At 67.2% G+C, this 24,308-nt stretch carries 25 protein-coding genes and 1 pseudogene; 13 read left to right on the top strand and 13 right to left on the bottom strand.

Translation table 11 applies throughout. The features are described 5' to 3' along the window. The first annotated feature begins 109 nt into the window (after positions 1–109). Both AB0L82_RS01160 and AB0L82_RS01155 read left to right on the top strand, forming a co-directional pair. The gene (locus AB0L82_RS01160) at positions 110–2,824 is read left to right on the top strand and encodes an AAA family ATPase (protein ID WP_364629154.1); all 2,715 of its coding nucleotides are present in this window, start codon (positions 110–112) and stop codon (positions 2,822–2,824) included. A gap of 72 nt (positions 2,825–2,896) precedes the next feature. Continuing rightward, positions 2,897–3,931 (top strand): alpha/beta hydrolase, encoded by a 1,035-nt coding sequence (locus tag AB0L82_RS01155; protein WP_364629151.1) that lies wholly within the window; start codon positions 2,897–2,899, stop codon positions 3,929–3,931. 46 nt (positions 3,932–3,977) lie between these two features. On the opposite strand, the gene AB0L82_RS01150 is transcribed toward AB0L82_RS01155, so the two are convergent. Continuing rightward, a complete protein-coding gene (locus tag AB0L82_RS01150) occupies positions 3,978–5,579 on the bottom strand; it encodes an ABC-F family ATP-binding cassette domain-containing protein (protein WP_364629148.1) in 1,602 nt (533 codons plus the stop codon). A gap of 172 nt (positions 5,580–5,751) precedes the next feature. Further along, positions 5,752–7,206 carry an aldehyde dehydrogenase gene (locus AB0L82_RS01145; protein ID WP_364629145.1) on the bottom strand — a complete coding sequence of 485 codons (1,455 nt, stop codon included), beginning with the start codon at positions 7,204–7,206 and terminating at the stop codon, positions 5,752–5,754. Positions 7,207–7,408: 202 nt separating this feature from the next. Between AB0L82_RS01145 and AB0L82_RS01140 the strand changes: the two genes are divergently transcribed. Both AB0L82_RS01140 and AB0L82_RS01135 read left to right on the top strand, forming a co-directional pair. Continuing rightward, positions 7,409–8,134 carry a TetR/AcrR family transcriptional regulator C-terminal domain-containing protein gene (locus tag AB0L82_RS01140; protein WP_364629142.1) on the top strand — a complete coding sequence of 242 codons (726 nt, stop codon included), beginning with the start codon at positions 7,409–7,411 and terminating at the stop codon, positions 8,132–8,134. Positions 8,135–8,191: 57 nt separating this feature from the next. Then, positions 8,192–9,439 (top strand): acyl-CoA desaturase, encoded by a 1,248-nt coding sequence (locus tag AB0L82_RS01135; RefSeq protein ID WP_364629139.1) that lies wholly within the window; start codon positions 8,192–8,194, stop codon positions 9,437–9,439. On the opposite strand, the pseudogene AB0L82_RS01130 reads toward AB0L82_RS01135, so the two are convergent. The 4 genes and pseudogenes from AB0L82_RS01130 to AB0L82_RS01115 all read right to left on the bottom strand — a co-directional run. Continuing rightward, positions 9,373–9,519, bottom strand: a pseudogene (locus AB0L82_RS01130) (hypothetical protein); the annotation flags it as partial. The gene AB0L82_RS01135 and the pseudogene AB0L82_RS01130 overlap by 67 nt on opposite strands. Beyond that, positions 9,468–9,662, bottom strand: coding sequence for an RGCVC family protein (locus tag AB0L82_RS01125; protein ID WP_364629136.1), 195 nt, complete (start codon positions 9,660–9,662; stop codon positions 9,468–9,470). The pseudogene AB0L82_RS01130 and the gene AB0L82_RS01125, both read right to left, overlap by 52 nt. 117 nt (positions 9,663–9,779) lie before the next feature. Next, positions 9,780–10,148: a hypothetical protein gene (locus tag AB0L82_RS01120; RefSeq protein WP_364629133.1), complete on the bottom strand. Its 369-nt coding sequence runs from the start codon at positions 10,146–10,148 to the stop codon at positions 9,780–9,782. Positions 10,149–10,231: 83 nt separating this feature from the next. Next, entirely contained in the window at positions 10,232–10,879 is a 648-nt protein-coding gene (locus AB0L82_RS01115) for a CoA pyrophosphatase (protein ID WP_364629130.1), read from the bottom strand. Between the two features lie 118 nt (positions 10,880–10,997). Here AB0L82_RS01115 and AB0L82_RS01110 point away from each other — a divergent pair, with 118 nt between their 5' ends. Both AB0L82_RS01110 and AB0L82_RS01105 read left to right on the top strand, forming a co-directional pair. Then, a complete protein-coding gene (locus AB0L82_RS01110) occupies positions 10,998–12,680 on the top strand; it encodes an ATP-binding cassette domain-containing protein (RefSeq protein ID WP_364629127.1) in 1,683 nt (560 codons plus the stop codon). Positions 12,681–12,758: 78 nt separating this feature from the next. Then, positions 12,759–13,988, top strand: a complete 1,230-nt coding sequence (locus AB0L82_RS01105) for an MFS transporter (RefSeq protein ID WP_364629124.1) — start codon at positions 12,759–12,761, stop codon at positions 13,986–13,988. A 19-nt stretch (positions 13,989–14,007) separates the two neighbouring features. Here the strand turns inward: AB0L82_RS01105 and AB0L82_RS01100 are convergent, their stop codons facing one another. Continuing rightward, positions 14,008–14,379, bottom strand: coding sequence for a cupin domain-containing protein (locus tag AB0L82_RS01100; RefSeq protein WP_364629121.1), 372 nt, complete (start codon positions 14,377–14,379; stop codon positions 14,008–14,010). 80 nt (positions 14,380–14,459) lie between these two features. Here AB0L82_RS01100 and AB0L82_RS01095 point away from each other — a divergent pair, with 80 nt between their 5' ends. Together AB0L82_RS01095 and AB0L82_RS01090 are read left to right on the top strand one after the other, a co-directional pair. Continuing rightward, positions 14,460–14,900, top strand: a complete 441-nt coding sequence (locus tag AB0L82_RS01095) for a MarR family winged helix-turn-helix transcriptional regulator (RefSeq protein WP_364629119.1) — start codon at positions 14,460–14,462, stop codon at positions 14,898–14,900. Between the two features lie 89 nt (positions 14,901–14,989). After that, a complete protein-coding gene (locus tag AB0L82_RS01090; protein ID WP_364629116.1) occupies positions 14,990–15,616 on the top strand; it encodes an APA family fibronectin-binding glycoprotein in 627 nt (208 codons plus the stop codon). Here the strand turns inward: AB0L82_RS01090 and AB0L82_RS01085 are convergent, their stop codons facing one another. After that, on the bottom strand, positions 15,617–16,465 hold the full coding sequence (locus AB0L82_RS01085; protein ID WP_364629113.1) for a GNAT family N-acetyltransferase: 849 nt from the start codon (positions 16,463–16,465) through the stop codon (positions 15,617–15,619). A gap of 122 nt (positions 16,466–16,587) precedes the next feature. On the opposite strand from AB0L82_RS01085, the gene AB0L82_RS01080 reads away from it, so the two are divergent. Together AB0L82_RS01080 and AB0L82_RS01075 are read left to right on the top strand one after the other, a co-directional pair. Next, entirely contained in the window at positions 16,588–16,905 is a 318-nt protein-coding gene (locus AB0L82_RS01080; RefSeq protein ID WP_364629111.1) for a hypothetical protein, read from the top strand. A gap of 68 nt (positions 16,906–16,973) precedes the next feature. Continuing rightward, entirely contained in the window at positions 16,974–18,032 is a 1,059-nt protein-coding gene (locus AB0L82_RS01075; protein ID WP_364629109.1) for a crotonase/enoyl-CoA hydratase family protein, read from the top strand. A 7-nt stretch (positions 18,033–18,039) separates the two neighbouring features. Here the strand turns inward: AB0L82_RS01075 and AB0L82_RS01070 are convergent, their stop codons facing one another. Beyond that, positions 18,040–18,504 carry a MarR family winged helix-turn-helix transcriptional regulator gene (locus AB0L82_RS01070; RefSeq protein WP_364629106.1) on the bottom strand — a complete coding sequence of 155 codons (465 nt, stop codon included), beginning with the start codon at positions 18,502–18,504 and terminating at the stop codon, positions 18,040–18,042. A gap of 387 nt (positions 18,505–18,891) precedes the next feature. Between AB0L82_RS01070 and AB0L82_RS01065 the strand changes: the two genes are divergently transcribed. Beyond that, positions 18,892–19,194, top strand: a complete 303-nt coding sequence (locus AB0L82_RS01065; RefSeq protein ID WP_364629103.1) for an excalibur calcium-binding domain-containing protein — start codon at positions 18,892–18,894, stop codon at positions 19,192–19,194. A gap of 73 nt (positions 19,195–19,267) precedes the next feature. Here AB0L82_RS01065 and AB0L82_RS01060 read toward each other — a convergent pair whose 3' ends face one another. Both AB0L82_RS01060 and AB0L82_RS01055 read right to left on the bottom strand, forming a co-directional pair. After that, positions 19,268–19,489: a DUF3618 domain-containing protein gene (locus AB0L82_RS01060; RefSeq protein ID WP_067574554.1), complete on the bottom strand. Its 222-nt coding sequence runs from the start codon at positions 19,487–19,489 to the stop codon at positions 19,268–19,270. 252 nt (positions 19,490–19,741) lie between these two features. Next, positions 19,742–20,845 carry an RNA-guided endonuclease TnpB family protein gene (locus AB0L82_RS01055; RefSeq protein WP_364629100.1) on the bottom strand — a complete coding sequence of 368 codons (1,104 nt, stop codon included), beginning with the start codon at positions 20,843–20,845 and terminating at the stop codon, positions 19,742–19,744. 99 nt (positions 20,846–20,944) lie between these two features. On the opposite strand from AB0L82_RS01055, the gene bcp reads away from it, so the two are divergent. Further along, a complete protein-coding gene (gene bcp, locus AB0L82_RS01050; protein ID WP_364629097.1) occupies positions 20,945–21,418 on the top strand; it encodes a thioredoxin-dependent thiol peroxidase in 474 nt (157 codons plus the stop codon). 97 nt (positions 21,419–21,515) lie between these two features. Here the strand turns inward: bcp and AB0L82_RS01045 are convergent, their stop codons facing one another. After that, a complete protein-coding gene (locus AB0L82_RS01045; RefSeq protein ID WP_364629094.1) occupies positions 21,516–22,811 on the bottom strand; it encodes a hypothetical protein in 1,296 nt (431 codons plus the stop codon). 340 nt (positions 22,812–23,151) lie between these two features. Here AB0L82_RS01045 and AB0L82_RS01040 point away from each other — a divergent pair, with 340 nt between their 5' ends. Next, the gene (locus tag AB0L82_RS01040) at positions 23,152–23,799 is read left to right on the top strand and encodes a TetR/AcrR family transcriptional regulator (protein WP_364632705.1); all 648 of its coding nucleotides are present in this window, start codon (positions 23,152–23,154) and stop codon (positions 23,797–23,799) included. Here AB0L82_RS01040 and AB0L82_RS01035 read toward each other — a convergent pair. Beyond that, a complete protein-coding gene (locus AB0L82_RS01035; RefSeq protein ID WP_309231616.1) occupies positions 23,776–24,198 on the bottom strand; it encodes a holo-ACP synthase in 423 nt (140 codons plus the stop codon). The two genes, AB0L82_RS01040 and AB0L82_RS01035, sit on opposite strands and share 24 nt — an antisense overlap. Between the last annotated feature and the right edge of the window lie 110 nt (positions 24,199–24,308).

Below are 24,308 nucleotides of genomic sequence, written 5' to 3'. Positions count from 1 at the left end.
CTCCGACGGTGGTGCGCCGAATCTGTCGGATGACGCTGTCTTGACGTAATCCAGTTTCGGTAGGGTCTGCCTCCGGACTCGTACCCGCGGGACCGGGAGGAGAGTCACCATGCGGTTGTTCGGACGCGACAGCGAACTGAAAGAGCTGGCCGCGCTCGTGGACGGCCCAGGCGAGCACGCCGGCATCCTGCTCGAGGGCGAACCCGGCATCGGGAAGTCGACCCTGGTGGAGCGGACCGTCACCGCCGCGAACGCCGCGGGGCTGCGGGTGCTGCGCACCGCCGGGGCGGAAGCCGAGCGCACCCTGGTGTTCGCCGGACTGCATCAGCTCCTGTACCCGCTGCGGCGCGAGTTCGACGCGCTGCCGCCGCGTCAGTTCGACGCGCTGACAACCGCTTTGGGTATGTCGGACAGCACCGCTGAGCCGAGTGTGCACCTGGTCGGCATGGCGGCCCTGACCCTGCTCGCGGACTCGGGAGCCGAGCGCGCGGTGCTGGTCGTCGCCGAGGACGCGCACTGGCTCGATCCGGCCAGCGCCGAGGTGCTGGCCTTCGTGGCGCGGCGCATCGATTCCGAATCCGTCGCGATGCTGGCCACCCTGCGCGCCGCCACCGAGTCGCCGCTGCGCACCGCCGGACTCTCGGTACTGCGGCTCGGCCCGCTACCCGATGACGCCGCGACGGCGCTGCTCGACGACATCGCACCGGACCTGCCCGCGCAACTGCGACGGCGAGTCCTCGCCGAGTCGCACGGCAACCCGCTGGCGCTGACCGAATTGCCCACGGCGGCTGTGGATCTCGGCGATGCCGCCCCGGTCCTGCCCTTGACCGAGCGGCTCGAACAGGCCTTCTCCGCACGCGGCGCGGCACTGCCCGGGCCGACGCGATCGGCTTTGCTGGTCGCGGCACTCGACGACGGCGACTCGGCCGCCGAAACACTCACCGCCACGGGGATTCTGCTGGCATCCGCGGTAACCACCGAGGTATTCGCTCCGGCCGTGACCGCCCGTTTGATCAGCATCGGCTCGGGCACGGTGACCTTCCGCCATCCGCTGGTTCGGTCCGCCCTGGTGGCGGCGGCGACCGATGCGGAACGCCGCCGCGCACACCTGGCACTGGCCGAAGCACTCGAGGAATCACCGGATCGCCAACTGTGGCATCGCGCGGCCGGTACGGCGGGCGCGGACGAAGCCGTGGCCGCGGCTCTGGAGCAGGCCGCCGAACAGTCCCGGCACCGCGGCGGCGCGGTCGTCGCACTGGAACGCGCCGCGGCCCTGAGCGTTTCGCCCGGCCGCCGCGCGGATCGGCTGTTGCGCGCGGCGGAATTGGCCGTCGACTCCGGGCACCGGGATACGGTCGAACGACTGGTCGCCGCTGCCCGCGCGCTCCCCCTCACGGCCGCCCAGGAGGCCACCGCGAAATGGGTGCTCAGCGGATTCGAGGACGGTATGCGCGAAAGCCCTTCGCATATCGGTGAACTGGCCGCGCTGGCCGCCTCGGTGGCCGCCGACGGTTTCCGTGATGCCGCGCTGCGCATGCTGTGGGGTGCGGCCGCGCGATGCTTCTGGTCCGAACCCGGACCCGATATCCGGCACGCGGTGCTCACGGTCGCCGATTCCTTCGATATCCCCGGCGATGATCATCGCAAGCTCGCCATCGATTCGATCGTGGCCCCGTTCGAGCGCGGCGACCAGGTCCTGGACCAGCTGCGGGTGCTGGCCGCGACGACCGGGCGTGATACCGAGGCCGATCATTCTCTCAGCAGCGCCGCCTACCAGGTCGGCGCGTTCGATCTGGCAGCGCATTTCGCCGCGGCCGCCGCGCTGGGATTCCGTTCCGCCGGGCGGCTGGGGCTGCTCACCCGAGCGCTCGCCATCCAGGCGTCGAGCCTGACCCGGCTCGGTGACCTCACCGCCGCCACCCCCATCGCGGCCGAGTCCGCGGCCTTCGCGCTGGAGACCGGCCAGCCCTTCATGTATGCGACGGTCAGCGCGACCCAGGCCGAAATCGCCGCGCTGCGTGGCGATTACCCGCAGGCCGCGACTCTCGCCACGGACGCCGAACGGATCGCGCTCGCGGCGGGCGCACGCCCCGTCCTGGCGAACGTGCAACTGTCCCGGGGGCTCATCGCACTCGGCGAGGGCCGATTCGATGACGCCTTCACCGATCTGGCCCGCATCCACGACCCCCTCGACCCGTCGTATTCGCTATCGCTGCGCGCGTGTTTCCTCACCGAACTCGCCGAGGCCGCGGTCCGCGCCGGGCAGACCGAGGCCGCGACCGCCCTGCTGCGCGATCTGGAACCGGTGGCGGCGGCCACCTCCTCGCCCGCCCTGCATATCGGAATGCGCTATGCCCGTGCGGTTCTCGCCGGGGAGTCGGCCGCTGAACTGTTCACCGCGGCCTTGGCCGCCGATCTCACCGGCTGGCCCGCCGAACGCGGCCGCCTGCATCTGGCGTACGGCGAATGGCTGCGGCGACAGCGCCGGGTCGTGGAGTCCCGCACGCATTTGCGCACCGCCCGTGAGATTTTCGACGCCCTGGGCTTCACCGCGTGGAGTGAGCGGGCCCGCCTGGAACTGCGCAGCGCGGGCGAATCCAGCCCGAACCGCGATCCGGACGCACGGGAGCGGCTCACCCCGCATGAGCTGAGCATCGCGCAATTGGCGGCGCAGGGGCTGACGAATCGGGAGATCGGGCAGCGGCTGTACCTGTCGCATCGGACCGTCAGCACCCATCTGCACCGCATCTTCCCCAAGCTCGGCATCAGTTCACGCGGGGATCTGGCGGCGCTGCTGCCCACCCTGGCCGAAACCGCCGGTTGATCGTCCGGACCGACACCGATTACGTCAACCGACGCACGCGGCGGGGCCGGTGCGCTCCCTAGCGTTGCCGTCATGAACATCAACCGACGCGGACTTTTCACCGGAGCGCTGGCGGCGGGCCTGGCCGCGGCCTCGCTCACCGCCTGCTCCACCGACCCCGCACCCGCGACCACCGTCCCGGGTGCGGCCCTGCGGGCCGGATCGGGAGCGAATACCAGCCTCGGTCCGATCAAGAAGATCGATGCCGGTGCGCTGAATGTGGCGTACGCCGAATTCGGGCCCGCCACCGGACAGCCGGTGATCCTGTTGCACGGCTGGCCCTATGACGCGTACAGCTACGCCGATGTGGCACCGCTGCTGGCCGCGTCCGGCTACCGGGTGCTGGTGCCGTACCTGCGCGGTTACGGCGAGACCACCTTCCGCTCCGCGCAGAGCGTGCGCAACGGGCAGCAGTCGGCCATCGCGCGCGACATCGTCGACTTCATGGACGCGCTGCATATCGACCGGGCCGTGCTCGGCGGATTCGATTGGGGCGCAAGGACGGTCGATATCATCGCGGCGCTGTGGCCGGAGCGGGTCAAGGCCATGGTCGCGGTCAGCGGATACCTCATCACCCAGCAGGCGGCCCAGCAGCAGCCGTTGCCGCCCGAGGCCGAATTGGGCTGGTGGTACCAGTATTACTTCTCGACCGAGCGCGGCCGCCTGGGCTATGAACGCAATCGCCGCGATTTCAACCGGCTGATCTGGCAACGTGCCTCTCCGGCATGGAATTTCGACGATGCCACCTACAACCGCAGCGCCGCCGCCTTCGACAACCCCGATCAGGTGGACGTCGTCATCTCCAACTACCGGTGGCGTTTGAGCCTGGCCCCGGGCGAACCGCAGTACGACGCCTACGAACAGCGGCTCGCCACCGGACCGGCGATATCGGTGCCCGCCATCACGATCGCGAGCGACTTCGACGGTGCGGCCAAGGACGGAAAGGCGTACCGCGCCAAGTTCACCGGGAAGTACGAACACCGCGTCCTCGACGGCATCGGGCACAACGTGCCGCAGGAAGCGCCGCAGCCGTTCGCCCAGGCGATCATCGACGCCGACCACCTCTGACGGTGAGCGCCGGGCCCGGCGATACAACCGGGCCCGGCGCTGTCGCCTACAGCGAATCGCGACGCCGCATACCGCCGCCGGAATCGAGCTCGACCACCGTCGCTATGCCGATCCGGCGCAGGAACGGAAAGTCATGGCTGACAACGAGTATCGCGCCGCGGTAGTCGGCCAGGGCCTCGACCAGCTGATCCACACTGGCGATGTCGAGGTTGTTGGTCGGTTCGTCGAGAATCAGCAGTTGCGGCGGCGGATCGGCGAACAGCAAGCGCGCCAGCGATACCCGGAAACGCTCACCTCCCGACAGCGTCGACACCGGCCGATCCACGCTGCTGCCGCGAAGTAGCAGGCGGGCCAGCTGATTTCGGATCGTGCCCGGCGCGACCGTGGTGGCCACCGCGCGCACATTGTCGAGGGCACCGGCCCGCTCGTCCAGATTGTCCAGGCGTTGCGGCAGATATCCGACCCGATCGGTGAGCAGCACACCGCGTTCCGGATGACTCCCCGCGCGCAACTGCTCGAGCAGCGTCGACTTGCCCGCCCCGTTGGGGCCGATCAGGGCGACGCGTTCCGGTCCCTGAATGACGATGCGATGGTCGCCGTCCGCCAGTTCCGCGACGCGGCGGCTGCGCGGCACCTCCGGATCGGGCAGTTCGAGGCGGATATGCTCGTCCTGGCGCACCCGCGCCGCCGCGGTATCCAGAATGCTCTGGGCCGCTTGCACTTTGGCATCGAGGGTGCCGCGCAGCGCGCCCGCCGACCCCTGCGCCCGGCTGGCCCGGTTGCCCGCGAGAATCCGCGGGATTCCGCCGTCCCGCTGTGTCGCGCGGGCGGTGCGCTCACGTCTGGCGAGTTTGGTCTCGGCCTCGATGCGCTGCCGCTTCTCGACCTTCAACGCCTGTTCAGCGGTTCGCGCCGCCTGAACGGCGGCCGCCTGCTCCTGGTCGACGTACGCCTTCCAGGCGCTGTACGGGCCGCCGAATACCTCCAGGGCAGCGCCGTGCAGTTCCGCGGTGGCGTCCATGCGTTCGAGCAGTTCGAGATCGTGGCTCACCACGATGAGGGCGCCGGGCCAGGAATCCACGAATCCCGCCAGCTTGGCACGGGTGTCGCGATCGAGGTTATTGGTCGGCTCATCGAGCAGTGTGATGGGCGTGCGCTGGATGCGCAGCCCGGTGATCGCCACCAGCACGGCCTCACCGCCGGACAGCTCCCCGACGCGGCGGTCCAGATCCGCCGCGCTGAAACCGATTTCGTGCAATGACTCATCGGCGCGGGCTTCGATGTCCCAATCGTCGCCGATCGTCTCGAAGTGTTCGTCCGCGGTGTCACCGGATTCGATCGCGCGCAATGCCGCGAGCTTGTCCGCGATCCCGAGGAGGCCCGCGACGGTGGTGTCGCGGCCGAGGGTGAGCGTCTGCGGGAGATAGCCCACCGCGCCGGTGGTTTCGACGCTGCCGGAGGTCGGGGTCAGCAGTCCGGCGATCAAGCGCAACAGCGTTGATTTCCCGGCGCCGTTGCGACCGACCAGACCGGTGCGCCCGGTGCCCAGTGTGCCGTTGAGCCCCGCCAGGGCGACGGTGCCGTCGGGCCATTCGAAGGACAGTTTCCGCAGGGTGACCGCAGCGGATGTGGATAGGGATGTGGACATGATCGTCGACTCGTTCCTGCTCGTGAGAGCGGCCGCACGTGATTTCGGACGTGGCGGAGCCAGACGAAGGCGAGGATCCCGGTGCGTACTACCGGGCGAATGCGTGAGAGAAGCGCCGCCTTCGACTGGGCGGCTGGATTCTGTCGACTTCCTCGATCAGCACCCAGCCACTCTACCCGCGGTCCGGGACGGTGATCGTCTGGTATTCGGTGTACTGCCCCAGACCGACCGCGCCGTACTCGCGGCCGATCCCACTGGCCTTGAATCCGCCGAAGGGACCGTCGAATCCGACCGGTGCGCCGTTGACCGTGACCGTCCCGGCCCGAATCCGGCGCGCGACGGCGATGGCCGCGTCCCGGTCCGCCGACCACACGCCACCGGAGAGCCCGTAGTCGGAATCGTTGGCGATGCGGATGGCATCGTCGATATCGTCGTAGCCGATGACGACCAGCACCGGGCCGAAGATCTCCTCCCGGGCGATCCGCATATCCGGGGTCACATCGGCGAAAACCGTTGGCGTGACATAGAAGCCGTCGTGCAGGCCGGGCGGCAGGTGCGGGCCGCCGCAGACCGCGCGAGCGCCTTCAGCGATCCCGATCTCGATGTAGTCGCGAACCCGCTGCTGTTGATCGCCGCGCACCATCGGCCCGATGAAGGTGCCCGGATCGCGTGGATCACCGACCGGCAGCGAGCCGACCAGTGCGGCCAGCGCCGCGACCACCTCCGCATAGCGGGAATTCGGCGCGAGGATCCTGGTCTGCGCGATACAGGATTCGCCATTGTTCAACAGCGAACCGAACTTCAGGCCGTTCATCACCGCGCTCAGCTCGGCATCGGGCAGGATCACCGCCGCCGATTTGCCGCCGAGTTCGAGACTGACCCGTTTGAGCTGCGCGCCCGCGATGGACGCGATCCGCCGGCCGGCGGCGGTCGAGCCGGTGAACGCGATCTTGTCCACCAGCGGATGCGAGATCAGATATTCGCTCGTTTCCCGTTCCGCGGGAAACACACTGAGCACGCCCGCGGGCAGTTCGACGCGATCGATCAACTCGGCCAGCAGGCCCATGCTCAGGGAATTCTCCGGCGATACCTTCAGCACCACCGAATTTCCGGCGAGCAGGGCGGGCAGGATCTTCGAGGTCGCGGAGGAGAACGGCGAATTCCACGGAATCACCGCGGCCACCACGCCCACCGGCTCGCGCCGAACCACGCTGCGCACCAGCGCGTCCGGGTCCGACGGGGTGAGGGTGCGCTCCCAGTCGAAATGCTCGGCCGCCGCGAAGTAGGCGTTCGCCTGCCGGGTCAACGCTGCCTGTCCCGCCCCGGTGAACCATGCGGCGGAACCGTTTTCGGCGGTGATGAGCTCGGCGATCCGATCGGCTTGCTCTTCACGCAGCTCATTGAACCTGCGCAGCACCGCGATTCGCTCGGCGGGGGCGGTATCGCGCCACGCCCGGCTCTCGAAGCTGGTGTGCGCCGCCGCCACCGCGCGATCCACATCGGCCGGATGCGCCTGCGCCGCCTGGCCGATGCGCGACCGATCGTGCGGCGAGAGAATCTCCAGCAGCGCCGGTTCGCTGGGTTCGGTCCACGAACCGCCGATATAGAGCCGGTCGTAGGTGATCATTCATCCGCTCCGAGCGGGAATGGGGTCGTCATGACTCCGACGCTAGGGACGGCCGAGCGCCGGCCGCGAGCGTCGAATGACGTATTCTCCGACGCTGTTCGACACCGCGACGTCGGTGAACGTCACATGAACGGTCTGTCAACGATGTAGGTCTACGATGCATAGGTACAGTGGCCAACTTCCGAAGCAGGAGGCATCCGATATGGCTGACAAGCCAACCAACCGCGGCCGATCCGGCTCCACCGGGGACGGGCCGGTGGAGGGACCGATCACCCGGGCGGCGGTATTGGACGCGGCGCTGCGGATCGTCGATCGGGACGGGGTGGACGGACTGTCGATGCGGCGGCTCGCGGAGGCGGTGCGACGGGATCCGATGGTGATCTACCGGCATGTGCCGAATAAGGCCGCGGTGCTGGACGGGGTGGCCGAGGTGGTCTTCGCGGAGTTGTCGGTGGATGCGACGGATCCGGACTGGATGTCGCAATTGCGTTCGGTGGCAAGGGATTTCCGTAAGCTCGCACTGGAGCATCCGCGCGTGGTGCCGCTGCTGGTGACCCGGCCGCTGGCGACGCCGCTGGGCTTGCGGCCGCAGGCGGTGCTGCGACCGCTGGAGGACATCCTGGCGCTGCTGACGCATGCCGGATTCTCCGGTCCGGACGCCCTGCACATCTATCGGGCCGTATTCGGCTTCCTGTACGGGCATGTGCTCAACGAGCTCCAGGAAATCGTGGAGAACCCCGATGAGACCGATGATCTGCTGCGCCTGGGCCTGTACCGGCTGCCGATCGCGGAGTTCCCGCTGCTGCGCGGGCTCGCACCGGCGCTGGCGTCCTATGACGGCGGGGCCGAACTCGAACGCGGGCTCGATATCCTGCTGACCGGTCTCGCCGCGACCCTGCCGCGTGATAACGGTGCCGGTCAGCACTGATTCTACGTTGTAACTCTACGATGTAGACAGACGCTGTCTTACGGCATAGGCTGAAGAATGGCCATCACCAATGTCGCCGTGTACGCGCATCTGAGTCCCTCCGATATCGAATCGCTCGGACGGGAGCTCGATGAGATCCGCGGCGATATCGAGGAGCAGCGCGGCACCCGCGATGCGCGCTATATCCGCCGCACCATCGCATTGCAGCGCACCCTCGACGCCGCCTCCCGGCTGACCATCGCGGTCAGCCGGGGCAGGCTCGGCTGGCTCCTCGGGACGGCGGGTCTGGCGACCGCCAAGAGCATCGAGAACATGGAGATCGGCCACAATGTCGGCCACGGCCAATGGGATTGGATGAACGATCCCGAAATCCGTTCCAGCACTTGGGAATGGGATATGGCCGGACTGTCCTCGCAGTGGCGATACTCGCACAACTTCCGGCATCACTTCTACACCAATGTGCTCGGCATGGACGATGACATCGGCTTCGGCGTCATCCGGGTCACCACCGACCAGCCGTGGCGGCCGCGCTTCCTACTGCAACCGCTGCAAAACCTTTTCCTGGCAGCCACTTTCGAATGGGGCATCGCCCTGCACGATCTCTACTCCGAACAGGACCGCGCCGAAACCCCCGCCGCGCGCACCGCCGAGACCAGGGCGCTGATCCGCAAGGTGGTCCGGCAGACCGGTAAGGACTACGTACTGCTGCCGATCCTGAGCGGACGCCGCTGGCGGCGCACCCTGACGGCGAACGTGACCGCCAATCTCGCCCGCAATCTATGGGCCTACCTGGTGATCTTCTGCGGCCACTTCCCCGACGGCGCGGAGAAGTTCACCCCCGAGGCGCTGGAGCACGAGACCAAGGCGGACTGGTATCTGCGGCAGATGCTGGGGAGCGCGAACTTCGACGCGGGGCCGACGCTGGCATTCCTCAGCGGCAATCTCTGCTACCAGATCGAGCATCACCTGTTCCCGGATCTGCCCAGCAATCGTTATGCCGAAATCGCGGTGCGGGTGCGGGCACTGTGCGACAAGTACGACATCCCGTACACCACGGGTTCCCTACCGCGCCAATACTTTCAGACCTGGCGGCTGATCAACGAGCTCGCGCTGCCGGATCGCGATCCGGCCGCCGTTGTCCCCGAGTCCGAAACACCGGCCCCGGGGACAGCCGATCAGCGAATCTTCTCGGGGATCGTGTCGAGTTCATGCAATACCCGCACCGCGAGTGCGGTCGCGGATTCTTCATCGAGCCCCGAGTTGGCCCGCACCACATCCCGAACCCGAATCACTCGACGCTCGTAAGGCGTTTGCACTGCCATGGTCATGCTTCCTATCGACGGTAGTAGGTGTCCTGGTGATCGGCCGGGCGGGCACAGGCGCATGCGCGTTCCAGTCCGCTCGCCAGGGTCGCGGAGCAGTACCGAAGTCCGATCCGGCCGTGGGCTTCCCGATCGTGCGGACATACCGCACACGAGAACTCGGTCGAATCGGCGGCCACGGAAGTGGTCGGCTCGTTCGAGGACATGTCGCTCCCTCCCGTAGACCTACACTGTAGATATACGTCGCTGACATCCAGGCTACACGGTCCGGATACGCGATTCGCATGAGCCGGTCCGAGCACCCGGACGGTCAGCGCAAAGGGTCAGTCGCGATAAATCGCCACGTGAGCACCCGTGGCGGTACCCACACTGAAGGGCCCGAGGCAGGAAGCCGTGCCCTGACCCGACGGGCTGAAGGAGCCGCTCCATGACCCGCTGTACGGGCCGATGGCCATCAACGGGAAGGCATTGGGCACACCGTGCAGGCCGAAACAGTCCACGATCAAGGCGTATTCACGCCCGGCGGGCGCGTCATCGTCATGGCAGACCGCCGTGGCCCCGGTCAGATCCCGGGTGATCTGGCAATCCTGCGGCGCGGCCTGCGCCGTGCCCGAGCCGATTACGGCGGCGAAACCCAGACCCACCGTCGCGGCGGCTAGGACCCGGGTGCTGACGACTATCGATTTCCTCATTCGAATCCCTCTCGGTCGAGATGCTTCAAACGCGGTCTTGGGAATGTCGCGCCCACGGAACGGGACGTTACCGGCGGGGCCGGTCACTCCCAGGCGAATCGGGGCTGATCCATCTGGTCTACGCGGGTGGGCCGGCGATGCAGCGCCACCTCGCGGAACTGGTGCAGGATCGCGGCGGTGGGGGCGTGCAGGTGGCCGCCGAGAAGAGGGAGCTGGATCGCGGGGCGATCGGAGCCGGGAACGGGGACGAAGCGAGGTTCGACATCCAATTCCGACAGCGGAATCCAATGCACCGCAGCCACTTCGGCGGGATTCGGGGTCGGCGCGGGTGCGTCGCCGAGCCAGGCCACGACGGGGGTCATCACATAGCCCGAGCGGGTGGGATAGTCGTCGAGCAGCCCGAGCACGGCATCGCGCGGCACGGCGATGCCCAGTTCTTCGTGCAATTCACGCAGGGCCGCGGTTTCCGCGTCCTCGCCGGGATCCACTTTGCCGCCGGGCAGGGCCAGCTGTCCGGCGTGGGCGCGCAGGCCCGGGGATCGTTCGGTCAGCCAGATGCCCTGTCCCCCGGCGTATTCGGCGACCGCGATCAGGACCGCGGCGGCTTTGCGGCCGTCGAGTTCGGCGGCCCGGCGCGCGAAACCGTCCAGCGCGCCGGATATCGCCGCGCGCAGCTGGCCGGCGGGCACATCACTCCAGCGATATTCGCCACCGTCCGCATAGACCCGCATATGCCGAACCTAATTCGCCGCGACGATCGGCGTCAACGCGGCGGCCTGGCCTCCGGTACCGGCGCTCGCCGGGGAATCGGGTTGCTTTACCTGAGCGTTTGCGGTTGCCTGGGGTCCCGTGGCCCACGTGAACGTTTCCGAGATCGAGTATTTCCTCGCCGATGGACGACAGCTGCTCAGCGGAGTGAGCTTCCGTATCGGTGACGGGGTGAAGGCCGCGCTCATCGGGCCCAACGGCACCGGTAAGACGACCCTGATGAAGATCATCGCCGGGGACCTCACCGCCGATGAGGGCGCGGTGACGCGTTCCGGATCAATGGGCATTATGCGGCAGTTCATCGGTCAGATCGATGACGAGTCGACGGTGCGCGATCTGCTGCTGTCGGTGGCGGATCCCGCGGTCGGGGCGGCCGCGCGGGCGCTGGACGCGGCCGAGGACGCCATGATCGAAACCGATGACGAGACAACCCAATTGGCGTACGCGCACGCCCTCACCGGGTGGGGCGACGTCGGCGGATACGAGATCGAGGGGTTCTGGGACAAAGTCACCATGGCCGCCCTCGGCGTCGACTTCGACCGCGCCAAATGGCGTTCGGTGCGCAGCCTGAGCGGCGGTGAGCAGAAGCGGGTCGTACTCGAGGCCCTGTTCGCCGGTCCCGACGAGGTGCTGCTGCTCGATGAGCCCGACAACTATCTGGACGTCCCGGGCAAGCAGTGGCTGGAACGCACGATCGCCGAATCGAGTAAGTCGGTCCTGTTCATCAGCCACGACCGCGAGCTGATCGCGAACGCGGCCACGCGCATCGTCACCCTCGAACCCGGTGTGAACGGCGCGACCGCCTGGATCCACGGCGGCGGCTTCGCCGGGTACCAGCAGGCCCGCGAGGACCGCACCGCGCGGTTGGCGGAACTGCGCCGCCGCTGGGAGGAGGACAACGCCAAACTGCGCGCACTGGTCCTGCGCCTGCGGGAGAAGGCGAAGTTCAATGACGGCATCGCGGCGCGGTATCACGCCGCTCAGACCCGGCTGGCCAAATTCGAGGCCGCCGGGCCGCCCGAGGCCACCCCGATCCGGCAGCGCATTTCGGTGCGCCTGCGCGGCGGGCAGACCGGTAAGCGCGCGCTGGTGTGCGAGCAGCTGGAGCTGACCGGTCTGATGCGGCCGTTCGATACCGAAATCTGGTTCGGCGATCGCGTTGCGGTATTGGGCGCCAATGGATCCGGGAAATCGCACTTCCTGCGGCTGCTGGCCGCCGGTGGCTCCGATCCCGATATCGAGCATCGCCCGGTGAGTGATCGTGAGATCGCACCGGTGCCGCACACCGGTACCGCCGCGCTGGGCGCCCGGGTGCGTCCCGGGTATTTCGCGCAAACCCATTCCCGCCCGGACCTTTCCGGGCGCACCCTGCTAGAGATCCTGCACAGCGGCGATGAACATCGCGACGGGATGGGACGCGAGGCCGCCAGCCGGGTGCTGGATCGGTACGGGCTGGCGCGGGCCGCCGAGAACCTCTTCGACGATCTGTCCGGCGGACAGCAGGCCCGCGTGCAGATCCTGCTGCTCGAATTGTCCGGCGTCACCATGCTTTTGCTCGATGAGCCGACCGATAACCTGGACCTGGCCTCCGCCGACGCGCTGGAACAGGCCATCGCCGAATTCGCGGGGACGGTCGTCACCGTCACCCACGACCGCTGGTTCGCGCGCGAATTCGATCGCTTCCTCGTATTCGGTTCCGACGGAGTCGTTTACGAGTCCAGTACGCCGGTCTGGAACGAGACCCGGGTACAGCGCGCACGCTAGGGTTCGCGCGAATATGGGGTAGCTCACAGCGATCCGGGTTGACCCTCACATACGTGTGAGGGTTCGAGCATTCGGTTCATGACAACACCGAATACGGCCCCGCGCACCGCATCCGCTGCGCCGCAACGGGTCACGAAACTCAATACGTTCGCCCTGCTGGCATTGGCGCAGGCGGTGTTCATCACCAGCCTCACCGAAACTCTCCCAGCGGGCGTACTGCCCGCGCTGAGCGCGGATCTCGGGGTCGGCGAATCCGCGGCGGGACAGTCGGTGACCGTCTACGCGCTGGGGACGGCGCTCACCGCGATTCCGCTGACCGCCGCGACCGCGAGCTGGAGCCGTAAACGGCTGCTGCTCACCGCGATGGCGGGCTTCGCGGCCGCCAATACCGTCACCGCGCTGTCCTCGAACTACAGCGTGACCATGACCGCCCGCTTCCTGGCCGGGGTGGCGGCCGGACTGGCCTGGGCGCTGCTGGCCGGGTACGCCCGGCGGCTGGCCCCGGATCACCTGCAGGGCAAGGCGGTTGCGATCGCGATGGCGGGAATTCCGGTCGCGCTCTCCCTGGGCGTACCCGCGGGCACGTTCATCGGGCAGGCGGTCGGCTGGCGAGTGGCGTTCCTGATCATGACCGGCCTGACCGTCATCCTGCTCGGCTGGATCGGCCTCGGCGTTCCCGAACAGCCGGGCCAACCGTCCGGCGAACGCCCGCCGATGACCCGCGCCCTGACCGTCCCCGGCGTGGCCGCGGTGCTCTTCGTAACCCTGACTTTCGTACTGGCGCACACGATTCTGTACACCTACATCGCCGCATTCCTGGACCACGCGGGCATGACCGACGCCACCGGCGCGATACTGCTCGTCTTCGGCGCGGCCTCACTGGCCGGCATCTGGCTCGTCGGCGCACACATCGACCGCCGCCTCCGCACCCTCACCATCGCAAGCGTGCTCCTGGTCGCCCTCGCGACGACAACCCTCGCCACCCTCGCCCACCACCCCGTCCTCGTCTACGCCGCAGCCGCCCTATGGGGCCTGGGCTGGGGCGGCCTCCCTACCCTTCTGCAAACCGCTGCGGCCAATGCCGGTGGCCCCGCAGCGGATTCGGCCCAGGCCATGCTCGTCACCCTCTGGAATGTCGCCATGGCCCTCGGCGGCGTCATCGGCGGCCTACTACTGGGCCAATTCTCCGCCGCCACCCTCCCCTGGGCCGTCCTGATTCTGCTGGCACCCGTTGCCGCCGTTGTCCTCTCGGCACGAACCCACGGCTTCCCCGCCCCTGCGGTCGCGAATCCGAGTGCGAATCACTAGTTCGGAACAGTAACGGCGGTCAGTTGACCCAGGGTGGGTTGACGATGGTGCCGTCGGGGAGTTCGCCGGTGAAACCGACTGGGGCGGTGACCATTACGGTGGCGGGGAGGTCGGTGGTGGTGAGGCTGATGGTGGAGCCGGCGGGGGCCACGGCGGCCTCGCCGGGGGTGAGGGTGTGGGATTCGCCCTCGATGGTGAGGGAGATGGAGCCGGAGAGCAGGACGAAGGCTTCCTCGCGGTGAATGCGGTGGCTGACGCCGGTGGTGGCGGGGCCCACTTCCAGCCGCCAGACGCAGAGTTCGGCGCTGCCGGTGGCAGGGCGGATCAACGGGGTGAAGGTGGAGCCGTGCAGCCGGTGGGACTGGAGGTCGGCGGTGCGGACGACTGGCATTTCGATGACTCCTTTTAGTCAAGTAACTTGTCTATATAGTCAAGCTTGTTGTCTTTCTTGTCAAGTGCCAAGATGCATTCATGCCCGCTCAGGATTTGCCGATGCTCTTGCTCGCGGCGGCGGCCGAGGTCACCGATGCCATTCACGACGGCACCGTCGCGGCCGGGTTCACCGATATCCGGCCCACGCACGGGTTCGCGTTCGTGCGCATGGCGCCGAACGGGGCCACGGTCGGGGAACTGGCCGAACATCTCGGGGTGACCAAGCAGGCGGCCAGCCAGCTGGTCGAGGAGCTCGTGAAAAAGGGCTACGCCGAACGCAATCCGCATCCTTCGGACGCCCGCGCGAAGGTGATCACGCTGACCGAGCGCGGGTGGGCCTGCACCCGCGCCGCCGATGCCGCCGCCGCCCGGTTCACCGAGCGGTGGGCACGGGCGCTCGGGCCGGGCGCGACCGTCGAACTGCGCAATATGCTCGCCCACGTGGTGACGCCCGGCCGGGTGCGACCCTCGGCCTGGTGACCCGGGTGGCCCGATCGTGATAAACCCGTCCGGCGCGCCGCGTCACCCGCCACAATGCCCCTGACCAGCAGCGTTGTTAGCGTCGCGGGGTGGAACCGAACCAGATCGACGCCGAGCGGCCGGTGTCCGCGCGCACCGCGCGCTGGGTGATCGCGCTGTGCGTACTGGGATTGGTGGCATCGCTGGCCGGGATCGGATACTCGATCGTCGATCAGGTGCACCGCAGGCACGATGAGGCCGATCGGATCCGCAGCAGCGCGGCGGGCATGAGTTTCGTCGCGCCGGACGGCTGGCAGCAGATGCCCGAGCAGGGCGACGACCACCTGATCTTCGGACAGGCCGCGCTGGAGAAGCAGGGCGGCGGGGACGGCATGATCCTGCTCGGCAAACTCGACGAATCACTGTTCGCCGCAGCCGAACCCGATGACACCCGCGCCGCCTGCTCATTGGGCTCGGGCATGGGGGAATTCTTCTTCCCGGACAGCGGCACCCGCGTCGACCAGGAAGTCCTGGATGTGAAAGGCGGTGAGGTGACCGGCAAGTCGTGCTTCTACCGGGTCGACTTCAATGATCCCGGCACCCCCGCCGCCGAGGTCTACGCCGCGGTGGTGCAGTCCGATACCCGGCGCTGGTGGGTCTGCTGGCTCGGCAGCGCGAAAGCACCCGTCGATCGCGCCGCCGCGCAGCGGCTGGCCGCCTCACTGCGACCCATCTGATCAGCCGAGTTCGAGCGTGGTGGTGCCGAAAACCTTGTCGCCGGAATGGGTTCGGGGCGCACCGGTGTACATGCGGGCGGTCTCGAAGCTCGGCTTCAGACCCGCCTCCTCCGCCAGCAGCACCGCGGCGGCATTGCGCAGCGGGACGTCGATCGCCACCGGCCCGCCCTGCGCCTCGACGGCCAATGCGGCCAGCAGGTGCCGCGCGTCGGTCTCGGTATCGGCGAACAGCGGCCCGATGCGATGCGAATCCCGCGCGGGACGGATGGTTCCGTAGCCGGTGAGGACACCGTCGACGATCCGCACCACCGTGCGATGGCCGGGATTGCTCAGCCAGGCGGTGAGGAAATCCGGGCGATCGGCTGGGAGACAGGCGGAATCGTAGCCGTGCAGTTCCGGCACATCACGCTCGGCAAGCACCCGCACACTCGAATCCGGTGCGGGCAATGCCGGACTCCCGGTGAAACGCGCAGTGCGATAGGCGAGTTCGAACCCGCTGCGCCGGTAGTTGTCCTGCTGATCGGGCACCCCGTCCAGTCCGACCACCCGCTCCCCCGCGTGCGCCAGCCCCGCCTTCCAGGTGGCCAGGCCCAATCCTGCGCCGCGCATATCCGGCCGGACGAGGTAGAACCCCAGAAACGCGAATTCACTGCCGTAGTTGACAACCGAGACCGCGCTGACGAGTTCGCCGTCCAGCCGCCCGAGGAAGAATCCGTCGCGATCCTGCGCGAAGAACGGCACGCCGTCGCGTAGCCCCGGATTCCAGCCCTCGGCATCGGCCCAGGCGGTGACGGTCGCCCAATCGGCGAGGGTGGCGCGGTCGATGACGAGATCGGCGGCATCCGGCATGCGATCCACGGTAACCGCACACCGTCCGCGGCTCACCGGTGTTGCGCCGGATCACCCGGCGAGACTGTCGGCGCTGCGGTAGGGTCGGGCTCGACATAGTGGACTACCTGCGGAGTTGCGATATGGCCGACTACGCGCACTCTGATCATGCGAGCCGCAGCCGGGAGGACAAGGCCCGGCGATTGGCGGCGTACATCTGGGCTCGCGCCATCACCGGACCGGAATTACTGGATCTCCCCCAGGCGCAGCAGCGCAAGCTCGCCCGGGCGGCCGACACCAATCCCCCGAGCACCGATGAGACCTGGCAGGTGGTGGCGCAACTGCTGGCCGAGAAGGACGCCTGGGCCGCACGCCATCCCGATCATCCCGCCGCCGCCCGCGCCCACGCGGACGAGAAGATCCTGTGGGTGAAACCCCCGGTCCGCCCTTGGACCGACTGAACATCCGAACACCGCGCGCCGCCAGTCACCCCTTGACAGCAAGAAATGAACGGGGGTTCACTGCTTGCGTGTCCCCCGATCACGAGCAGCATCCCGGCCCCGCGGCGCAGCGCCCCGGACCGACCGCCGAGCACGCCGGAACCCGTCCCGCCGCCTGGCGCGACGATCTGACCGGCGGCGACGATTCCCTGTTCACCGGCCGCCCCCAGCCCGAGGGCGAAATCGCCGGTCGCACACTGACTTACGAGGTGACCGGGCGGATCGCGCGGATCACCTTCAATCGCCCCGAGCACGGCAATGCCATCACCGCGGACACCCCGATCGAATTGGCGGCCGCCGTCGAGCGCGCCGATCTGGATCCGCGCGTGCACGTCATGGTGGTGAGCGGGCGCGGTAAGGGCTTCTGCGGCGGCTACGACCTGTCGATCTTCGCCGAGAACAGCTTCGCCCCCGCCGAGGGCGCGCAGCCGGTCGAGGGCACCGTGCTCGATCCGGTCGTGCAGGCAAGTAACCACAATCCCTGGGGCACTTGGGATCCCATGGTCGACTACGCCATGATGTCGCGGTTCAACCGCGGTTTCGCCAGCCTGCTGTACGCCAATAAGCCGACGGTCGCCAAGGTGCACGGCTTCGCCATCGCGGGCGGCACCGATATCGCGCTGTACGCCGATCAGATCATCTGCGCCGATGACGCCCGCATCGGTTATCCGCCCACCCGCACCTGGGGTATTCCGGCGGCGGGCATGTGGGCGCATCGCATCGGCGATCAGCGCGCCAAACGCCTGCTCTTCACCGGTGACAGCCTCACCGGCACGCAGGCGCGGGAGTGGGGGCTGGCCGTGGAATCCGCGCCCGCCGACGAACTCGACGCGCGCACCGAGGAACTGCTGCACCGTATTTCGCTGGTGCCGATCAATCAGCTCATCATGGCCAAGCTGGCGCTCAACAGCGCACTGCTCAATCAGGGCGTGGCGAATTCCGGCATGGTCAGCACCGTATTCGACGGTGTTTCCCGGCATACCCGCGAGGGTTATGCCTTCCAATTGCGCGCCGCCACCGCCGGTTTCCGTGAGGCGGTCCGGGAACGCGACGAGCCGTTCGGCGATTGGAAGGGCCGAGCCGAATAGCGCCGGATCAGCCGATTCCGGGTACGTCCGTGCGCTCGGCGCGCAAAACCACTCGCTCGGACAGTGAGCGCAGCGCGGCGGCTTCGGCCGGACCCATATCGTCGATGAACAACTGCCGCACCAATTCCACGTGATTGGGTGCGGCGGTTTCCAGCGCCCGCCGCCCCTGCTCGGTCAATCGGACCTCGCGGCCGCGGGCGTCGTCGACGGCCTGGCACCGATCGACCAGTCCGCGCGCGGCCATCCGCGATAAATGCTTGGACAGCCTGCTCTTGTCCCAGCAGATCTCCGCGCCCAATTCCTTGGCGCGCAGTTGTCCGCCCGCCCCGGACAGCGCGACCAGTACTTCATAGTCCGAGGTGGACAAGCCGTCCTTGGAAAGTCCGGCGGCGATGGCTGCTTCGAGCCGCTGCCGCATACGGATATAGGACTGCCAGGTCGCCTGTTCCTCTTCGCTCAACCAGCGGGTCATGAATACATAGTATCCCCTCTTGGTTGACATGGACACCAACAGCCGTCACGCATTATGGAAATGCTATTGCCGAACGCGCCGCGCGATTCGGGAACCGGAGTGCGGTACCGTCCGTTCGTCGTAATGCGAGGGCGGAGATCAACGAGCGCGTAGTTGATTTCCGAGTAGGACGAATGGGACATGTTCTGGCAGAACATCTCCCGGCAGACACTCGGCGCATAGTCATTTACCTGGATGAATAGCTCATCCGGTTGACAATGCAACGTTGCGCCGGAACTGTAGACGCCGGACCCGAACCGGCCACCGAGTCGCACCCCACGCGACGGCGGTGGCATCCGCGCCGAATCGGGCCGCTGCCAACCCTATTGCGCCGACATTGAGGAATACATGAACGTTCGCCGGCTTCTCGTCACCGCCAGCGTCGCGGGACTGACGATTCTTGCAGCCCCCTCCGCCCTTGCCCTCGCCGATGTGCCGACCGGCTCCTCCGGTACCGGCTCCTCCGCCATCGACACCGGTTCCGGCGCGACCGGCTCGGCCAATCTCGCGCAGACCGGTTCCGCCGGTGGCGCTTACAAGAACTGCGATGAGGCCCGCGCCGCCGGGCACGCTCCGCTCTTCCGCGGCGAGCCCGGTTACGGCCCGCACCTGGACCCCGACGGCGACGGAATGGCCTGCCCCACGGTCTGATTCGCCCCGATAACGAGAAACACCCGGTGCCAGCGCACCGGGTGTTTTTTCATTCGAACTCAACTCGCTGGATTCAGCGGAACACCTTGATCAGGATCAGGCCGACCACGACCACGCCCGCGCCGATCAGGCTGTACTTGATCTTCGGCTCGTTCACCTTGGCGACCAGCGCCTGCTTGGTGTTGTCCGCCAACCGCTGCGGATCGGCCCGCACCGCGAGTTCGTCGAGGGTGTTCGCGAGCCTACTCCGGGCGGCCTCGATCTCACGCTCGATGGCCTCGGTATCTCTCGCCACGTCACACTCCTGTCTGAAAGCCGCGCACCGGCGGCACCGTTGTCTCGAGGCGGCAAGCCACGCCGGGCTGCCGACCTGCTCTGGAGTGTATCGCCCGCATGCCGTCCGACCCGTCTACTACGGTGGCGGCTTGGTGTCCCCCTTTTGGGCAAGGGGTTCCGAACCTCGCGATTCGAATTTCTGCTTCTGCGACGATTGCCCGCCCGGAGTGCTCCGTTGAGGTCTTACACCCTCTCCACAGACTGTCACCGCTCACCCAGCGGCCAGCAAATTCTTCGCGGCGTTGACATCCCGGTCATGAGAGACGCCGCACTCGTCGCAAATCCACACTCGAACGTGGAGTGGCATCGAGGATGCAAGTGCTCCACATGATGAGCAGAGCTTCGACGAGGGGAACCAGCGGTCGATCACAATCAACTCGCGTCCATACCAGTTCGCCTTGTACTCCAACATGGTCCGAAACTCACGCCATCCCGCGTCCGAGATGACCCTGGCCAACGCACGACCCTTGATCAGATTCCGTACCGCGAGATCCTCGAGCACGAGCGTTTGGTTCTCACGCACGAGCCGAGTGGTCAGTTCATGCAGATGATTGCGACGTCGGTCGGCGATGCGCGCATGGATTCGCGCCACCTGCCGGCGAGCCTTGTTTCGATTGGACGATCCCGGGATCTTGCGCGCGTGGTCACGTTGCGCCCGGGCAAGTTTGATCCGATCCGCCCGTTCATATCGAGGGTTCGGAATCTTTTCGCCTGTCGACAGCGTCACGAGCGAGTCGAGACCCATGTCGATCCCGACAACCTTCTCGATACATGGAAGTGGCTGCACACTGCGGTCTTCGCACAGTAGCGATACGAACCACCGACCCGCCTGATCGCAACTGACGGTGACCGTTGAGGGCTCTGCGCCGTCAGGTAACGATCGGGACCAGATCACGTTCAGCGGTTCAGCCATCTTGGCCAGGATGAGGCGACCTTCGCGGTAGCGAAATGCGCTTTTCGTGTATTCCGCGCTCGCACGAGACTTCTTGCGAGACTTGAAACGCGGACGCCGGGTGCGTTTGTCCCAGAACGCGGCATAGCCCGTCTGCAAATGCCGAAGCGCCTGCTGCAGCGGGACGCAGGACACATCGTTGAGGTAGGCGAGTTCTTCGGACTTCTTCCATGTGGTCAACAGCGCCGAAGTCGCGTTGTAGCCAAGCCTTTCACCACGCACATCCCATGCCTCGATGCGTGCGGCCAAAGCCAGGTTGTATACCTTGCGTACACAGCCGAAGGTGCGCGTCAGCTCTGCGGCTTGCGCATCGGTTGGATAGAAGCGGAATCGGAATGCCCGCTTCACTACAGCGGAGACCATAGCCAGAAAACTAGCACATTTGTTCGAACGGATCCTGGATTTCGGAGATCCGCATCGCTCTCCCGCCCTGCGGGGCAGGGACCTCACGCAGGAGTACGCATGACCGAGAACCGTCGACTCAGTCCCGGCGACGCCGCGCCCGCCTTCACACTTCCCGATGCCGATGGCAAGGATGTGTCGCTGAGCGATTACCGCGGACGCAAGGTGATCATCTACTTCTATCCGGCCGCGAGTACGCCCGGCTGCACCAAGCAGGCCTGCGATTTCCGGGACAGCCTGGCCGAATTGAACGAAGCCGGACTGGAAGTCATCGGCATCTCCCCCGATAAGCCCGCGAAGCTGGCCAAGTTCCGTGATGCGGAGGCGCTCACCTTCCCGCTGCTGTCCGATCCGGACAAGGCCACATTGCAGGCGTACGGCGCATTCGGCGAGAAGACCATGTACGGAAAGACCGTCACCGGCGTCATTCGGTCCACCTTCCTGGTGGACGAGAGCGGCAAGATCGAGGTCGCGCAATACAACGTGCGCGCCACCGGGCACGTGGCGAAGTTGCGCCGCGACCTGTCGGTATAAAACCCGGAAAATAGGAAGAGTCCCGGCCCCCAACGGGCCGGGACTCGAACCTGGACCTGTCCCCCGCGCAGGCGGCGGCGGGGGACGGCGGCCAGCTCTAGACCCCGCGCGGCACCAATTGCGCTGCCGCCCACTGCATCATCATGCGGAAGTGGTTATCCCACCATTTCCCGAATTCCGGCGAATCCAGCGCGGGCGGTGCCTGCTCCCCCGCGAACAGACCGGTATCGGTGAGCGCGGCCGAATGCGCCGGCGCCGGGATGATGGAATCCGCTTGCAGCGCCGCGGGTTCGGTCTCCGGTTGCGCCATCAGCAGGGGCTTGGACGGCCGCATCTGCTTCGCTTCGGGATTCTTCGGACCCCAGTTGAGGGTGGCCGGATCGATGGTCACCACATCCGGCGCGGGCGGCTCCGGCGCGGGCTCGGCCGACAGCGGCGCGGCGGCCTCGGTCGTCATGGGCGCATCGCCCGGAACGCCTTCCACCGGCGACGCGGAACCGGTATCGATACCCGGCTCGCCGATCGGATGTTCGACGCCCTGGGTGCGCGCGTCGGCGGACACCCGGGCATCGGTGAGCATGGGCTCGGGCACGGACTTGGAGTTATTGCTCGCCGCGTACACGCCACCCGCGACCAGACCACCCGCGAGCACACTGGCCGCCGCGAACAGCGCGGCGGTACCGCGCGCCCGGCGAATCCGCTCGGCGGCCTCGCCCGCGTATTCGGCCTCCGGGATGGCGGACAGCGCCGCACCGATGGCGGGTGCGTTCGCGGCCACCGAGCACGGGATCACCGGTGCGCCGAAGCCCGCTTCGAGCGCGGCGACGACGGCGGGTTCGGTTGCGGCGGAACCGATCAGCACCACCGCGTCCGGCTTCACCCCGGCCGCGTCGAACTGATCCCAGGCGGCGGTGACGGCAGCGCTCATGGCCTCGTCATTGGTCGCGCCGCCGGTCAGGCTGACCGCGGCCAGCACCCGGTTGCGCTCGGAATCGATGAGCGAGAAAGCCTGCGAACCCGGCACCACCTCGCAGATGGCCAGATCCTCGAATTCGTCGACCCAGGTCATGGCGCGGGCCACGGACAGGTGCGCGGCCTTGGCGGATACCAGCGAGGCCTCATGCCACGCGCCCGATGCCAGGCGGGTCACGATGGCCCGCCGCTCGGCGGCGTCCCGGTAGGCGACGGCAGCGCCGACGATATCGCGATCGGGGCTGAGCTTGCCCGCGATCTCCTCCAGCACCAGCTCGACCGCCGCGGCCAGATCGGCCTTCGTATCGCCGGTGATCCGCTCGACGCGTTCCATCACCACGCGTTCCGGCAGCCTGTCGCCGTCGTCGGCGAGGGCCACCGCACGCACGATGCCGCGCTCGGTGGCGACACCGATGGTCACCGTGGATCGGACAACAGCAGAAGCAACCACAGATCAGCCTTCCAACGTCGTCGTGTCCCCTTTGCCGGGACACGGTTCTCGAGACGAAAACAGCGTTCGGATAAAGCCCCCGAGGAGTGTGCGAGCACGCGGCCGGGAGGCAGCTGCGATGAATGTTCGTCGCCGTTCCCGGTTGCGGATTGGTGAGTTTCCGGACCGACAGAGGGACACACGAACTACCGCAGCGTGTCATCGGAGTGTCGCTACCTCTAGGCTGTTGAACGTGGAAGCACGCACGGGAACCAGGTCGACTCGACGACCGGACCCTGCGTTGGAGTTGCAGGACGACCCGCAAGAGCTGATGCCCCGTCGCCGCCCGACGCAGGAACGGAGCAAACGCAAGTTCGACGCGCTGTTGCAGTCCTCACGCGAATTGCTCGTCGAGGTCGGCTTCGAGTCGTTCACCTGTGAGGAAGTCGCGGCCCGCGCGGAAGTCCCCATCGGCACCCTCTACCAGTTCTTCGCCAACAAGTACGTGATCGTCTGCGAGCTGAATCGCCAGGATCTGGTCGCGGTTTCGCAGGAGCTCAAGGACTTCCACGGCGAGATCCCGTCCATGGACTGGCTACGCCATATGAATTCGCTGGTCGATCATCTGGCGGATCTGTGGATGACCGATCCGTCCCGCCGCGAGGTGTGGCTGGCCATGCAGTCGACGCCGTCGACGCGGGCCACCGGGGCGATCCACGAGAAGGAATTCGCCGAGGCGGTGGCGCAGATGCTGCGCTCGCTGATGCCGCGCACCCCCCGCATCCGCCGTTCGATGATGGCGCAGGTGCTGGTGCACGTGGTCTATTCGATGCTGAATTTCTCGGTGCAGGACGGACTCAGCCATGAGGACGCCGTCGCCGAGCTCAAGCGCCTCATGGTCGCGTATCTGCTGATCGCCGAGAAGGAATCCCGCAGCGGCGGTCAGCGCACACCCTCACCCCTGGATGAGGTCGGCTAGTTCGCCCGGATCCTCCAGCACCACCATGGCGGCGGCGGTATCGCCATCGTGGGTGAGCGAGAGGTGAACTCGCACCCGGGGCAGGAATTCCGCTGCGAGGCCGTGCAATTTGATACTGGGGCGGCCCCAGGCGTCATTCACCACCTCGATCAACGGGTAGGGATTGTCGCCGATCTGCGGGCTGCGGGCGAAGCGAGATGACGCCCACGCCTTGATGACCGCTTCCTTCGCGGCCCAGCGGGCGGCGTAGCTGCGGGCCGGATCGGTGCCTTTGCTCTGGCAATAGCGCCGCTCGCCGGCGGTGAAACTCTCCCGGATCATGGTGGTGCCGGTGCGTTCCAGCTGTTCGGCGAATTCGGAGATGCAAACCAAATCCAGGCCGATGCCAAGGATTGTCACAGCGCGGGACTCCTCGATTCCTGATGAGTGCAGATTCCTGCAACATACATAACAGCGGAGCCTACGGTTCCGTAGGCTCCGCTGGTTGGGATGTTCAGCTATGCGGGCTG

Origin of the sequence: Nocardia sp. NPDC052001 (assembly GCF_040680615.1) — a bacterium.
Lineage (GTDB): Bacteria > Actinomycetota > Actinomycetes > Mycobacteriales > Mycobacteriaceae > Nocardia.
This window is presented reverse-complemented; position numbering and strand designations above follow the sequence as displayed.